This is a genomic window from Bradyrhizobium sp. SZCCHNPS1003, assembly GCF_032381555.1.
In the GTDB taxonomy this organism is placed as follows: Bacteria; Pseudomonadota; Alphaproteobacteria; order Rhizobiales; family Xanthobacteraceae; genus Bradyrhizobium.
This window is the reverse complement of the sequence record NZ_JAUHIU010000017.1, coordinates 60955-73656: the sequence shown is the minus strand read 5'-3', so window position 1 is coordinate 73656 and position 12702 is coordinate 60955. Positions and strand designations below refer to the sequence as shown.

Below are 12702 nucleotides of genomic sequence, written 5' to 3'. Positions count from 1 at the left end.
AGTCAAGGTTTGAGGGCCAGATTCTGGGGGCCCTAGGCCGCGAAGAAGCGGTTTTTCGGTCTGGGCAGGCCGAGATTGTCCCGCAAGGTCGGCCCCTCATACGCCGTCCGGAAGATCCCGCGGCGCTGCAGCTCGGGAATCACCTTGTCGACGAAGTCGTCGAGCCCGGCCGGCAGGAACGGGAACATGATGTTGAAACCGTCCGACCCACGGCTTTCCAGCCACTCCTGCATCTGGTCGGCGATCGTCCTCGCGGTGCCGACGAAGGACAGACCGCCATAGCCGCCGACCCGCAGCGCCAGTTGCCGTACCGTGAGCTTGTCGCGCGCGGCGACATCGACCAGGCGCTGGCGGCCGCTCTTGGAGGCGTTGGTCTCGGGGATATCAGGCAGCGGGCCGTCGGGATCGAAGCCGGAGGCGTCGGTGCCGAGGATGACCGAGAGCGAGGCGATGGCGCTGTCGTAATGCACCTTGCTGTCGAGCAGAGCGCGCTTCTCCCTGGCCTCGTCGACGCTGTCGCCGACCACGACGAAGGCGCCGGGCAGGATCTTCAGATGCTCCGGATCGCGGCCGACCTTTTCCATGCGGCCCTTGATGTCGGCATAGAGCTTTTGTCCGTCGGCGAGGCTGCCGCCGCCGGTGAACACGGCCTCCGCCGTCTCGGCCGCGAGCTGCTTGCCGTCCTCCGAGGCGCCCGCCTGCACGATGACGGGCCAGCCCTGCACGGGACGGGCGATGTTCAGCGGGCCGCGGACTTTCAGATATTTGCCCTTGTGATCGAGCACATGCATCTTGTCGGGATCGAAGAACAGACCCTGCTCGACGTCGCGCACGAAGGCATCGTCGGCGAACGAGTCCCAGAGGCCGGTGACGACGTCGTAGAACTCGCGGGCGCGCTTGTAGCGCTCGGCGTGCTCCATGTGATCGTCGAGGCCGAAATTCAGCGCGGCGTCCGGATTGGACGTCGTGACGATATTCCATCCGGCGCGGCCGCCGGAGATGTGATCGAGCGAGGCGAAGCGGCGGGCGACGTGATAGGGCTCGTCGAAGGTGGTGGATCCCGTCGCGATCAGCCCGATATGCTCGGTGACCGCCGACAGCGCCGAGAGCAGCGTGAACGGCTCGAACGAGGTCACGGTGTGGCTGCGCTTCAGAGCATTGATCGGCATGTTCAGCACGGCCAGGTGATCGGCCATGAAGAAGGCGTCGAACTTGCCGGCCTCCAATTTCCGGATCAGCTGCTTCAGATGCGCGAAGTTGAAATTGGCGTCCGGCCAGGCGCCGGGATAGCGCCACGCGCCGGTGTGGATGGAGACCGGGCGCATGAAAGCGCCGAGCTTGAGTTGACGTGGGGCCATGAAGGGTCGTCCGCGGATGGTTGCTGTCTTGGGCAGATAGGAACTCGGCCCATGCGTGTCAGCAATCGGCGGCAGAACACGATTTCGTTTTTGGTGGCGGACGTAGCACGCTCATTCCAATGACGTGCCGAGCAAGCGATCCAAACAACGGTGTCATCCCGGCGAACGCCGGGATCCATACTCCGTGAAGGGAATGTGAGGCACAGTCTCGACCATCCGGGCCGATCGAAAGATTCCGCGGTATGGGTCCCGGCGTTCGCTGGGACGACACTTTGTTGTGGGGGGGGCCGCCCACTCGCCGCGACCAGCATCCACCGAGTATCCTGCCCCTCTGGCAGGGACGAACGGCAACAGTGCCTTTCGGACTCATTCACAAGGGAGCCATCGGCGTGTCAGACCGGCTGAACATCTCCTCAGGCTATCCGTTCGAGGACGTCTATGGCTATGCGCGCGCGGTCCGCGTTGGCGAGCAAATCTTCGTCTCCGGAACGACTGCGCGCGGTCCTGATTTGGATCGCGACGTCTACGCACAGGCGCAAAGCGCAATCGGCCTTATCGCCGAAGCGCTGCAGAAGGCGGGAGCGGAGCTCCGTCACGTGGTGCGTACGGTCGTGTACTTGACCGACATGGCGGATACCGATGCGGTGGCCCTTGCGCATAGCGAAGCGTTCGGGACGATTCGGCCTGCGAGCACGCTCGTGAAGGTCGCAGGTCTCACGCCTGCGACGGCGCGCGTCGAGATCGAGGTGACCGCGATCATTCACGACCGAGCATCGTAGCGGCGCTATCCCGAGGATTGCCTCAACCGCCCAGCACGTCCTTCTGCATCTTGCCGCCATAGAAATGGAAGAACGGCACCGGCGCGTCGTGGCGGAGCGGGCCGGTGGCGAGGCGGCGGTCGAGCTCGTGGAGAACGTTCCTGGTCATCGGGTGCAGGTCGGCGAGCGGCTTGGAGCCGAGCTCGACCCAGACCAGCTCGACCAGCTCGGCATCGGCGTGGATCACGCCGTCGACGCGGTGGGTGATGGCTGAGGCATCGGCGGTGAAGAAGCGGGTGTCGAAGCGTTTGATGCGGCCGGGCGGGGTGATGGCGCGGGCGATCAGGAACAGGCCGGAGGGATCGGGCAGGAGGCCGGCCTGCGCGAATGGCGCCCAAGGACCTTCAAGCTTCGGTGCGGGGCCGTCGACCCTGCGTCCCAGGCAGAGACCGGTTTCCTCGCAGGCCTCGCGGATCGCGGCGACGGCCAGCGACTTCGCGCGCGACGCCGTCGTCTGTGGCTTGCCCTTGAAGAGGTTGGCTTCGAGTTCGGCCGGCATCGACGCGGCGACCGGAATGCGGTGATCCGTCTTGTCGACGCGGCCGCCCGGAAAGACGAACTTGCCGGGCATGAACACGACCTTGTCGTGGCGCTTGCCGACCAGCACCTTCGGCACAGCGCTGCTGCGATCGACCAGGATCAGCGTCGCCGCATCCCTTGGCTTGGTGTAGGGATGGTGGTCCGCTTCCTTCTTGGCGGGCTTGCCCGCCGGCGCGCCGGTCGCCTGTGCCGTCTCGCTCATGTCCTCCCCGCCTTTTTCTTGCTCGTCGATCGGTCGAATGCTCACACCGGTGGAATGCCCTCCACCGGATTGTCGTCGAATCCGTGCATGCGGAACGCCCATTGCAGCCCGACGACGGCGCCCTTGACCGGCTGAATCAAGGCGAGCGCGGCGACCAAGGTCACCGGCAGATAGATCGCGAGTTGCAGCGCCACCGGCGGCGCGTAGTTGGTCTCGATCGAAAGCACCAGCGGCACGATGATGTGGCCGACGATGACGATCACGAGATAGGCGGGAAGATCGTCGGCGCGATGGCCGGAAAAATCCTGGCCGCAGCGGTCGCAGTTGTCGGCGACTTTCAGGAAGGCGCGGAACAGCTTGCCCTCACCGCAGCGCGGGCAGCGGCAGCGCAGGCCGCGCTTCATCGCGGTCCAGACGTCGCGCTTCTCGGCGAGGCCGGTGTCACGTGTCCAGGTTTGCGGCATTGCGTGGGGCGTTGAACTCATGGCGTCCATGATCTGCCTTTCTTCGATGTGCCGGGCTTGCGTTTTGCCCCTGCCTTTTGGCTTTTCTTGCGGCTTTTTTCTTCGTGCTTCGGACGAGCCTCGGATTTGGCCCGCTTGGTCGCCTTGCTCTTCGCCTTGACGGTCGTCTTGCTCTTCGACCGGTCGCGGCGGCCATGCCGCGAAACGAGGACATCCGCCTGGGTCAGGAGCTCGAAGCGCAGCGCGCCAGCCACCGGCTGAGCTTCTACCAGACGCACGTCGACGACGTCACCCAGCCGGTGCATGGCACCGCTGCGCTGGCCGATCAGCGCGTGCCGCGTCTCGTCATAGTCGAAATATTCCGTGCCGAGGGTCCTGATCGGAACCAGGCCGTCGGCGCCGGTCTCGTCGAGCTTGATGAACAGGCCCGCGCGGGTGACGCCGGAGATGCGGCCCTGGAAGGTAGCGCCGATGCGGTCGGCCAAGTGATGGGCGATCAGCCGGTCGGCGGTCTCGCGCTCGGCCTTCATCGCGCGCCGCTCGGTGACCGAGATCTGCGCCGCGACCTCGGCGAGATGATCCGGCGTCTCGCTGTCGGGCAGGGCGCCGTCGCCGAGGCCCAGCGCGCGCAGCAGGCCGCGATGCACGACGAGGTCGGCATAGCGGCGAATGGGCGAGGTGAAGTGGGCGTAGCGGCGCAGGTTCAGCCCGAAATGCCCGTAATTGTCGGTCGAATATTCCGCCTGCGCCTGCGAGCGCAGCACGACCTCGTTGACGAGATGCTCGTAGTCCTGGCCCGCGACCAAGGTCAGCACGCGGTTGAACAGCGACGGCCTGAGCGCGCCGCTCTTGGCGAAGGGCACGTCGAGCGTCTTCAGGAACTCCTGCAGCGCATGGATCTTCTCCACCGTCGGCTCGTCATGCACGCGGTAGATCAGGGGCAGCGCCTTCTTCTCCAGCAGTTCGGCCGCGGCGACGTTGGCCGAGATCATGAACTCCTCGATCAGCCTGTGGGCGTCGAGGCGCTCCGGCACGACGACGCGATCGACGGTGCCGTCGGCCTTGAGCAGGATCTTGCGCTCGGGAATGTCGAGGTCGAGCGGATCGCGCGCGTCGCGGCCGCGCTTGGCGACCTCATAGGCCGCATAGAGCGGCTTCAGGATCGGCTCGAGCAGGGGGCCGGTGATGTCGTCCGGCTTGCCGTCGATCGCGGCCTGCGCCTGCGCATAGGAAAGCTTCGCGGCCGAGCGCATTAGCACGCGGTGGAACGAGTGCGAGCGCTTGCGGCCGTCGGCGCCGAGCACCATGCGTACGGCGAGCGCGCCGCGCGCCTCGCCCGGCACCAGCGAGCAGAGATTGTTGGAGATGCGCTCGGGCAGCATCGGCACGACGCGATCGGGGAAGTAGACCGAGTTGCCGCGGATCAGCGCGTCGCGGTCGAGCGCCGATCCAGGACGGACGTAATAGGCGACGTCGGCGATGGCGACGTGGACAATGAAGCCGCCGACATTGTTCGGATCGGGGTCGGGCGCGGCATGAACGGCGTCGTCGTGGTCCTTGGCATCGGGCGGATCGATCGTGACCAGCGGCAGCTCGCGCCAGTCCTCCCGGCCCTTCAAGGTCGCGGGCTGCGCGGCTTCGGCTTCCGCGACGGCTGCCGCGGAGAAGTCCATCGGGATCTCGTGGGCATGGATCGCGATCAGGCTGATCGCCTTCTCGGTGGCGACCGAGCCGTAGCGCTCCTTCACGCGTCCTGCGGGCAGGCCATAGCCGCGGCCACGCAGCAGGTCGACGCTGATGAGATCGCCGTCCTTGGCGTCCTTGGTGTCGGCGGGGGCGATGGAGAGCTCGCGGCCAGCCTGCTTCTTGTCGACCGGAATGAGGCGGCCGCCGCCGCCGGGATTGCTGCGGAAAATGCCGAGCACGCGCGGCCGCGCCTGATCGAGCACCTTGAGTACGCGGCCGCGATAGGCCACGCCTTCGGCGTCCTTGATCGGCTCGACCCGCAGCAGCGCGCGGTCACCGACGCCGGCGGCCGAGCCCGGCCCGGCATGACGCGGCGTGTGGATGCGGATGCGCGGCGGCTCGGACTGTTCGGCCTCGTCCCATTCGGCCGGCTTGGCGATCAATTCGCCGTCGCTGTCGCGCCCGGTGATGTCGGCGACCAGCGTGGCCGGCAGGGTCGCGGTCTCGACGACCTTCTTGCGGCCGCTCTTCTTCACCGTGCCGTCGGCGACGAGCTCGCGCAGCAACTGCTTGAGCGCGACGCGATCGGCGTTCTTCAGGCCGAATGCGCGGGCGATGTCCTTGGTGCCAACCTTGCCCGGATTGGCGCGGATGAAGGCGACGATGGCCTCCCGCGAAGGGAAGCCGATGTCGCGCTTTTGGGTCATTTTCTCATCCGCGGGCCTTGCCGGCGCTTTTCTTGGGCGTCGCCTTGGTCGCAGGCTTGGCCGAGGTCTTGGCGGCCTTGGCGACCGGCGCACGCGCCTTGCTGGTGGAGTCTGATTTCGGTTTGGCGGCCGCCTTCTTCGCCACGGCCTTTTTCGCCGGCTTCGGCGTGTCGTCGTCACCGCCGGTCTTCGGCTTGGCCTTGCTGGCAGCCTTGGCCGGCTTCGCAGCCTTGCCCTTGGCCTTCTTGCCGCCGCCCTTGGCGGCGCGCTCGTCGAGCAACGCAATCGCCTCCGCCAGCGTGATCGTGTCCTTCTCCTTGTCGCCGGGAATGGTGGCGTTGACGCCGCCTGCGGTGACATAGGCGCCGTAGCGGCCGGCCTTGACGGCGACGGGGCCGAGCGACGGATGGTCGCCGAGCGCCTTGCCGGGATCGGCGCCGAAGCGCTTGCTCGGTCCCTTGGCGATCTTCTCGGCGATCAGGGTGACGGCGCGGTTGAGGCCGATGTCGAACACCTCGTCGCCCGCCTCCAAGCTCGCATAGGTCTTGTCGTGCTTCACGAACGGCCCGAAGCGGCCGAGATTGGCGATGATCGGCAGACCCGTCTCCGGATGGATGCCCACCTCGCGCGGCAGCGACAGCAGCTTCAGCGCATAGTCGAGCTCGAGGCTGGCGGGCGATGTTCCCTTCGGGATGCCCGCGCGCTTCGGCTTCTCGCCTTCGGCGTAATCCTTCTGCTCGCCGAGCTGGATGTAGGGCCCGAAGCGGCCGGCCTTGACGACGACGTCGAGGCCGGTGTCCGGATCCTGGCCGAGCACGCGATCGGCCGTCGCCTCGCTGTCGGCGGCGAGCGGGCGGGTGTAGCGGCATTCCGGATAGTTCGAGCAGCCGACGAAGGCGCCGAACTTGCCGGCCTTGAGGTTGAGCCGTCCGGTGCCGCAGGTCGGGCACTGCCGGACATCGCCACCGTCGTCGCGCGGCGGATAGATGTGGGGCCCGAGCATCTCGTCGAGCGCGTCGAGCACCTGCGCCACGCGCAGGTCCTTGATGTCGTCGACGGCGCCGATGAAGCCGGTCCAGAAATCCTTCAGGACCTGCTGCCAGGCGATCTCGTTGTTGGAGATGCGGTCGAGCTGCTCCTCGAGATCCGCCGTGAAATCATACTCGACGTAGCGGCGGAAGAAGTTCTCCAGGAACGCGACGACGACGCGGCCCTTGTCCTCGCCGTGCAGCCGCTTCTTCTCGAGCTTCACATAGCCGCGGTCCTTCAGCACCTGTAGGATCGAGGCATAGGTCGAGGGTCGGCCGATGCCGAGCTCCTCCATGCGCTTGACCAGCGAGGCCTCGGAGAAGCGCGGCGGCGGCTCGGTGAAATGCTGGGTGACCGCGAGATTCTGTCGCTTGAGCGGCTCGTTCGGGCTCATCTGCGGCAGGCGGCGGCCGTCCTCGTCCTCCTCGTCGTCGCGGCCTTCCTGATAGAGGGCGAGGAAGCCGTCGAACTTGATGACCTGGCCCGTCGCGCGCAGCTCCAGGGTGCGGGCGCCCGCCTTGGCGATGATGTCGACGGTGGTGCGCTCCAGCTCGGCGGATTCCATCTGGCTCGCGATCGTACGGGTCCAGATCAGCTCATAGAGCTTGGCCTGGTCGTCATCGAGCCGCTTGCGTAGATCGGCCGGCTTGCGCGACAGGTCGGTCGGGCGGATCGCTTCATGCGCTTCCTGGGCGTTCTTGGCCTTGGCCTGGTACTGGCGCGGGCTCTCCGGCACATATTTGTTGCCGTAGATCTCGCCGATCACCTTGCGGGCCTGGGTGATCGCCGAACCGTCGATCTGCACGCCGTCGGTTCGCATATAGGTGATGAGACCGGTGGTCTCGCCGCCGATGTCGATGCCCTCATAGAGACGCTGCGCGATGCGCATCGTGTGCGCCGGCGCGAAGCCGAGCTTGCGGCTCGCCTCCTGCTGCAGGGTCGAGGTGGTGAAGGGGGCCTGCGGGTTGCGCCGCGCGGGCTTGGCGTCGACGGTCGCGACCGTGTAGCTCGCCGCGTTGAGCGCGGTCTTGAAATCCTCGGCTTCGGCGCCGGTGCCGATGTCGAGCCGCTGGATCTTCTTGCCGTCGGCGCCGACGAGGCGCGCCTCGAAGGTGTCACCGCGCGGCGTCGCCAAGGTCGCGATCAGCGACCAGTATTCGCGCGGGACGAACTTCTCGATCTCGAGCTCGCGATCGCAGACGAGGCGCAGCGCGACCGACTGCACGCGCCCGGCCGAGCGGGCGCCCGGCAGCTTGCGCCACAGCACGGGAGAGAGAGTGAAGCCCACGAGGTAATCGAGTGCGCGGCGCGCCATGTAGGCGTCGACCAGCGCGCCGTCGATCTGGCGCGGATGCTTCATCGCCTCCGAGACGGCCTGCTTGGTGATGGCGTTGAAGACGACGCGCTCGATCTTCTGATCCTTGAGCGCACGCTTCTCCTTCAACACCTCCAGCACATGCCAGGAAATCGCTTCGCCCTCGCGATCAGGGTCGGTGGCGAGAATCAGCCGGTCAGCGCCCTTCAGCGATTTGGCGATATCGTTGAGTCGGCCGGCCGCCTTGGGATCGATCTCCCAGATCATGCGGAAATTCTCGTCCGGATCGACGGAACCGTTCTTGGCCGGAAGGTCGCGGACATGACCGAAAGAGGCCAGAACCTCGTAGGAGGAGCCCAGATACTTATTGATCGTCTTGGCCTTGGCAGGCGACTCCACGATGACGATATTCATGTATTTCCAATGGCTTAGTGGAAGGATTGAAGCTGGCTTCGCGGGATTCGCGCCGGCTGCGTTGACCCGAACATGGGTGGTGAGGGGGTTCCTGTCAAATCGAGGGATGTTGAAAGGCGATTGCGTTCGACCGGCGAAGTACCTATCAGGTTGTACGGAGCACGATGAGAATCGTGCTCTTTTGAGGTTGTTTTTCGTCAAATTCCTTATGCTGGGTGACGGTTGTTGGCCAAGGCAGTGGACAAAAGCGACCCGGACGTCGAGGTGACGGTGGAGGATCCCGACGCCGCGGCGGCGCTGATCGCCGAGGTGACGGCCAGCCTGTCGCATCTGGCGCAGCGTCATCACCTCGACATGCTCGACTACCTGCTGCGCATGGCGAACCTGGAGGCCGAGGAGCATCTCAGGCTGCGCAGCCGCCACAGGCTCTGCTGACGGCCGGCCGCGCTCAGCGCGGGGCGAGAGCGGTTTCCTCCGGCGCCAGCGTCCGGCCGTCCTCCGCAGTCAGCAGCAGCTTGCGAACCGGCCTGCGGTTCGCGCGGTCGACGAGCGCGGTGGCGATCTCGTCCGGGTGCTCGTCGAATTCCTCGCTCCACTGTCGCAGTGCGACCAGGATCGGAAACAGGCCGCGGCCTTTCGGCGTCAGCACGTAGTCGCGATAGGAGCTGCCATCCGCGGCCGGCTCGGTGGTCAGGATGCCACGATCGACCAGCGCCCGCAGTCGCACCGTAAGGATGTTCTTCGCCATGCCGAGGCTGCGCTGAAATGCGCTGAAGCGGCGCACGCCGAGAAAGGCATCGCGGATGATCAGCAGCGACCACCAGTCGCCGATCGCATCTAGCGACCGCGCGATCGGGCAGGCGTCGCCTTCCAGGCTCGTGCGCTTGACCATCACGTCATCCTTGTCCTGTCGCCCGCGGGGCGCGGCCGGTACTCCGGCGCACCCGCGTCAGGTCACGCCCTTGTGTGGTTGCATTATAAAACCGACTGGCCTATGTCGTCTATCGGTTTAATTATGCAACTATTTGGAGGCGGGCGTGAGGCTTGCAAACAAGACGGCACTGATTACCGGCGGCAGTAGCGGCATCGGGCTTGCGACCGCCCGGCGCTTCGTCGCGGAAGGCGCCAGGATCGCGATTACTGGGCGCGATGCCGGGCGGCTGGAGGCTGCGGCGCGCGAGCTCGGGCCGAACGCGCTGGCGCTGGTGGCCGATGCCACCGACATCGCCGCGACCGAGGCCGCGGCCGCCCGCGCCGCAGAGCGCTTCGGCAAGCTCGACATCCTGTTCGCCAATGCCGGCATCCCCGGCGCGACCCCGGCCGGAGCAACCAGGCCCGAGGTGTTCGAGCAGGTGATCCGCACCAATCTGACGGGCGTGTTCTTCACCGTTCAGGCGGCGCTGCCTCATCTCAAGGACGGCGCCTCGATCATCCTCAATGGCTCCGTGATCTCGGTGCTGGGCAATCCCGGCTATTCGGCCTACGCCGCGAGCAAGGCCGGGGTGCGCGCGATGGCGCGGGTGCTGGCGTCGGAGCTGTCGCCGCGCGGCATCCGCGTCAACGTGGTTGCGCCGGGCGCGATCCGGACGCCGATCTGGGGCGCCGCGGTCGCGACGCCCGAGGCTGAGAAGATGTTCGAGGCAAGGATCGCGGCGACCACGCCGCTCGGCCATATCGGCGAGCCGGAGAATATCGCCAGCACCGTGCTGTTCCTGGCGTCGGACGATGCCGCGCACATCCAGGGGCAGGAGCTGTTCGTCGATGGCGGCGCCACGAGCTCGCCGGCCGGTGCGCCGATCTATCGGGGGTAGGCGCCAGAGAGCAGCATGTGGCGAGGTCTCGTCACGGTGAGAGACGGTGGCTGCCGGCGGCAGCCACCGTCTCGATCAGGCAGCGAGATCGCCGGCCGTCTGAAGCGCCGTCGCGAGCGCCTGCTCGCGCTGCTCCGGCCCGATCTGGACACCATCGGCCGCGATGAATGTGAGATCCTTGACGCCGATGAAGCTGAAGACCCCGCGCAAATAGGTCTCCAGATGTTCGAAGGCGGCCATCGGCGTATCCGCGCCATAACGGCCGCCGCGCGAGATTGCGATGATCACGCGCTTGTCGCCGGCGAGCCCTTCCGGGCCGTTCGGGCCATATTTGAAGGTCTTGCCCGCGACCGCGATGCGGTCGATCCATGCCTTGAGCTGGCTCGGGATGGAGAAATTGTACATCGGAGCCCCGATCACGACGGTATCGGCGCGGAGAAACTCCTCAAGGACCGCCTGACCGGACGTGATGTCCGCCTCGATGGCTGGATCCGCTGCCGCTCCTCCGCGCATGGTCGCGACATGCGCGCCAGACAGATGCAACAGCGGTTCTGCGGCGACATCCCGATAGGTGACCTCGAGGCCCGGCGTCAGCTGGCGGAGCCGCGCGACGATTGCGGCGGACACCTGACGGCTGACGGAGTGGGGGCCGAGCACGCTGGAGTCGACATGAAGGAGTTGGGTCATCGGTCAGTCACCTTGGTATTGGTTTGTAACTGGCGCACTATGAGTGACTGTGCTGTAACTCCACAAGAACGCACATTTTTGAAACTCGGGCACAGCCATGACACCTGCGAACAGCCCTGATCCTGACCTGCCGGCGGAGCCGGAGCACAATGATTGCCGGGGCGTCGCCTCGATCCTGGCGCGCGTCGGCGACAAATGGAGCGTGTTCGTCATCATGATGCTGCAGGACGGGCCGAAGCGCTTCAACGAGCTCAAGCGCCTCGTGGGCGGCATTTCCCAGCGCATGCTGACCCTGACGCTGCGCGGCCTCGAACGCGACGGGCTGGTGACGCGCACGGTGTTTCCGACCATCCCGCCGCGGGTCGACTATGAATTGACCGATCTCGGCCGCGGCCTGTCGCAGCCCGTGCAGGCGCTCGGGCACTGGGCCATCCAGCACCAGGAGCAGATCGAGCGGGCACGAACGCACTTCGACGCACGCAAGGATGCCGACTGAGCGCTAGGTGAGTGACACCATCCCGCCGCCGTGGCGCTCCAGGCGGCCGGCCAGCTCCAGCTCGAGCAGCACCATGCGCAGCACGGCGGGTGACAGACCGCTGATCCGGATCAGGTCGTCGATCGAGACGGGCGTCGGGCCGAGCAGGGCTGTGATCTGCGCGCGGTCGTGGCTTTCGGGATCGGGGGCGAACAACTCCTCGTCCGGCTCGCGCAGCGAAAAGGGCAGCGGCCGCTCCATGATCGGGCCGACGGCCTGGATGATGTCGGCGGCTTCGGTGACGAGCGCGGCGCCCTGCTTGATGAGATCGTTGGTGCCCGCGCAGCGGGGATCGAGCGGCGAGCCCGGGACGGCGAAGACCTCGCGGCCCTGTTCGCCGGCCATGCGCGCCGTGATCAGCGAGCCCGAGCGATGCGCGGCCTCGACGACGACGACGCCGAGCGAGGCGCCGGAGATCAGCCGGTTGCGGCGGGGAAAGTCGCGGGCGCGCGGCTCGTGTCCGAGCGGCATCTCGGAGATTGCGGCGCCGCTGCCACTGATGATGGCGCCGAGCAGGTCGACGTGCTCCGGCGGATAGATCCGGTCGTGGCCGCCGGCGAGCACCGCGACCGTGCCGCTGCCGAGGCTCGCGCGATGGGCGGCCTGATCGATGCCACGGGCGAGGCCGGAGATGATGACGAAGCCGGCCTGACCGAGCTCATGGGTGATCTGGCCGGCGAATTTGAGTCCGGCGGCGGAAGCGTTGCGCGAGCCGACGATGGCGATCATCGGGCGCATCAACGTCTCGCGGGCGCCGCGCACCGCGAGCAGCGGAGGCGCATCCTCGCAGGCGGCGAGGCGGGGCGGATAGCCGTCCTCGTCCGGCGCCCGCAGTTCGACGCCTTGCCGTTTGCAGGCTTCGAGTTCGGCCTCGGCTTCGCCGACCGTGCAGATCCGGCCGGCTCCGGCCGCGCCGCCGCGGCGTGCCAGATCGGGCAGCCGGTCGAGCGCTACGCGCGCGGTGCCGAAATGGTCGAGCAGCGAGCGGAAGGTGCGCGGGCCGACATTGTCGGACCGGATCAGGCGCAGCCGGTCGCGCCGCTCGGTGTCGCTCAGCTCGATCGTCGTGTTGATGGCATCCACGCAAAGCCCCCTTTTACCGGGGACTAGAATGGAGCAACCCGAGGACGCAGGGA

12 protein-coding genes are annotated in these 12702 nt (G+C 66.8%); 4 read left to right on the top strand and 8 right to left on the bottom strand.

The window, feature by feature from the left end:
• Positions 1–32: 32 nt before the first annotated feature.
• Positions 33–1358: an LLM class flavin-dependent oxidoreductase gene (locus tag QX126_RS25770; protein WP_315784516.1), complete on the bottom strand. Its 1326-nt coding sequence runs from the start codon at positions 1356–1358 to the stop codon at positions 33–35.
• Between the two features lie 242 nt (positions 1359–1600).
• Here QX126_RS25770 and QX126_RS25765 point away from each other — a divergent pair, with 242 nt between their 5' ends.
• Positions 1601–2137, top strand: a complete 537-nt coding sequence (locus QX126_RS25765) for a RidA family protein (RefSeq protein ID WP_315784514.1) — start codon at positions 1601–1603, stop codon at positions 2135–2137.
• A 22-nt stretch (positions 2138–2159) separates the two neighbouring features.
• Here the strand turns inward: QX126_RS25765 and QX126_RS25760 are convergent, their stop codons facing one another.
• Genes QX126_RS25760 through topA form a run of 4 tightly spaced genes read right to left on the bottom strand, consistent with a single transcriptional unit; the run spans position 2160 to position 8533 of the window.
• The gene (locus tag QX126_RS25760; protein ID WP_315784512.1) at positions 2160–2918 is read right to left on the bottom strand and encodes an NUDIX domain-containing protein; all 759 of its coding nucleotides are present in this window, start codon (positions 2916–2918) and stop codon (positions 2160–2162) included.
• Positions 2919–2959: 41 nt separating this feature from the next.
• Positions 2960–3403, bottom strand: a complete 444-nt coding sequence (locus tag QX126_RS25755; protein ID WP_315740298.1) for a DUF983 domain-containing protein — start codon at positions 3401–3403, stop codon at positions 2960–2962.
• Entirely contained in the window at positions 3400–5775 is a 2376-nt protein-coding gene (gene rnr, locus QX126_RS25750) for a ribonuclease R (RefSeq protein ID WP_315784511.1), read from the bottom strand. Before rnr ends, QX126_RS25755 begins: the two co-directional genes overlap by 4 nt.
• Positions 5776–5779: 4 nt before the next feature.
• Complete coding sequence (gene topA / locus QX126_RS25745; RefSeq protein ID WP_315784508.1) at positions 5780–8533, bottom strand: type I DNA topoisomerase; 2754 nt, start codon at positions 8531–8533, stop codon at positions 5780–5782.
• Between the two features lie 225 nt (positions 8534–8758).
• On the opposite strand from topA, the gene QX126_RS25740 reads away from it, so the two are divergent.
• Positions 8759–8968: a hypothetical protein gene (locus QX126_RS25740; protein ID WP_315740362.1), complete on the top strand. Its 210-nt coding sequence runs from the start codon at positions 8759–8761 to the stop codon at positions 8966–8968.
• A 13-nt stretch (positions 8969–8981) separates the two neighbouring features.
• Here QX126_RS25740 and QX126_RS25735 read toward each other — a convergent pair whose 3' ends face one another.
• On the bottom strand, positions 8982–9425 hold the full coding sequence (locus QX126_RS25735) for a helix-turn-helix domain-containing protein (protein ID WP_315740295.1): 444 nt from the start codon (positions 9423–9425) through the stop codon (positions 8982–8984).
• 145 nt (positions 9426–9570) lie between these two features.
• Here QX126_RS25735 and QX126_RS25730 point away from each other — a divergent pair, with 145 nt between their 5' ends.
• Positions 9571–10344 (top strand): glucose 1-dehydrogenase, encoded by a 774-nt coding sequence (locus tag QX126_RS25730; protein WP_315775218.1) that lies wholly within the window; start codon positions 9571–9573, stop codon positions 10342–10344.
• A 75-nt stretch (positions 10345–10419) separates the two neighbouring features.
• On the opposite strand, the gene QX126_RS25725 is transcribed toward QX126_RS25730, so the two are convergent.
• Positions 10420–11031 carry an FMN-dependent NADH-azoreductase gene (locus QX126_RS25725; RefSeq protein WP_315784507.1) on the bottom strand — a complete coding sequence of 204 codons (612 nt, stop codon included), beginning with the start codon at positions 11029–11031 and terminating at the stop codon, positions 10420–10422.
• Between the two features lie 97 nt (positions 11032–11128).
• On the opposite strand from QX126_RS25725, the gene QX126_RS25720 reads away from it, so the two are divergent.
• Positions 11129–11527: a helix-turn-helix domain-containing protein gene (locus tag QX126_RS25720; RefSeq protein ID WP_315740292.1), complete on the top strand. Its 399-nt coding sequence runs from the start codon at positions 11129–11131 to the stop codon at positions 11525–11527.
• 3 nt (positions 11528–11530) lie between these two features.
• Here the strand turns inward: QX126_RS25720 and dprA are convergent, their stop codons facing one another.
• The gene (gene dprA, locus QX126_RS25715) at positions 11531–12649 is read right to left on the bottom strand and encodes a DNA-processing protein DprA (protein WP_315784505.1); all 1119 of its coding nucleotides are present in this window, start codon (positions 12647–12649) and stop codon (positions 11531–11533) included.
• Positions 12650–12702: the final 53 nt, after the last annotated feature.

Coding starts and splice junctions, on each gene's coding strand:
- topA (WP_315784508.1), bottom strand. CDS start 8,533: ATGAATATCGTCATCGTGGAGTCGCCTGCCAAGGCCAAGACGATCAAT.
- QX126_RS25770 (WP_315784516.1), bottom strand. CDS start 1,358: ATGGCCCCACGTCAACTCAAGCTCGGCGCTTTCATGCGCCCGGTCTCC.
- QX126_RS25755 (WP_315740298.1), bottom strand. CDS start 3,403: ATGAGTTCAACGCCCCACGCAATGCCGCAAACCTGGACACGTGACACC.
- QX126_RS25725 (WP_315784507.1), bottom strand. CDS start 11,031: ATGACCCAACTCCTTCATGTCGACTCCAGCGTGCTCGGCCCCCACTCC.
- QX126_RS25760 (WP_315784512.1), bottom strand. CDS start 2,918: ATGAGCGAGACGGCACAGGCGACCGGCGCGCCGGCGGGCAAGCCCGCC.
- rnr (WP_315784511.1), bottom strand. CDS start 5,775: ATGACCCAAAAGCGCGACATCGGCTTCCCTTCGCGGGAGGCCATCGTC.
- QX126_RS25735 (WP_315740295.1), bottom strand. CDS start 9,425: ATGGTCAAGCGCACGAGCCTGGAAGGCGACGCCTGCCCGATCGCGCGG.
- QX126_RS25720 (WP_315740292.1), top strand. CDS start 11,129: ATGACACCTGCGAACAGCCCTGATCCTGACCTGCCGGCGGAGCCGGAG.
- QX126_RS25765 (WP_315784514.1), top strand. CDS start 1,601: ATGGGTCCCGGCGTTCGCTGGGACGACACTTTGTTGTGGGGGGGGCCG.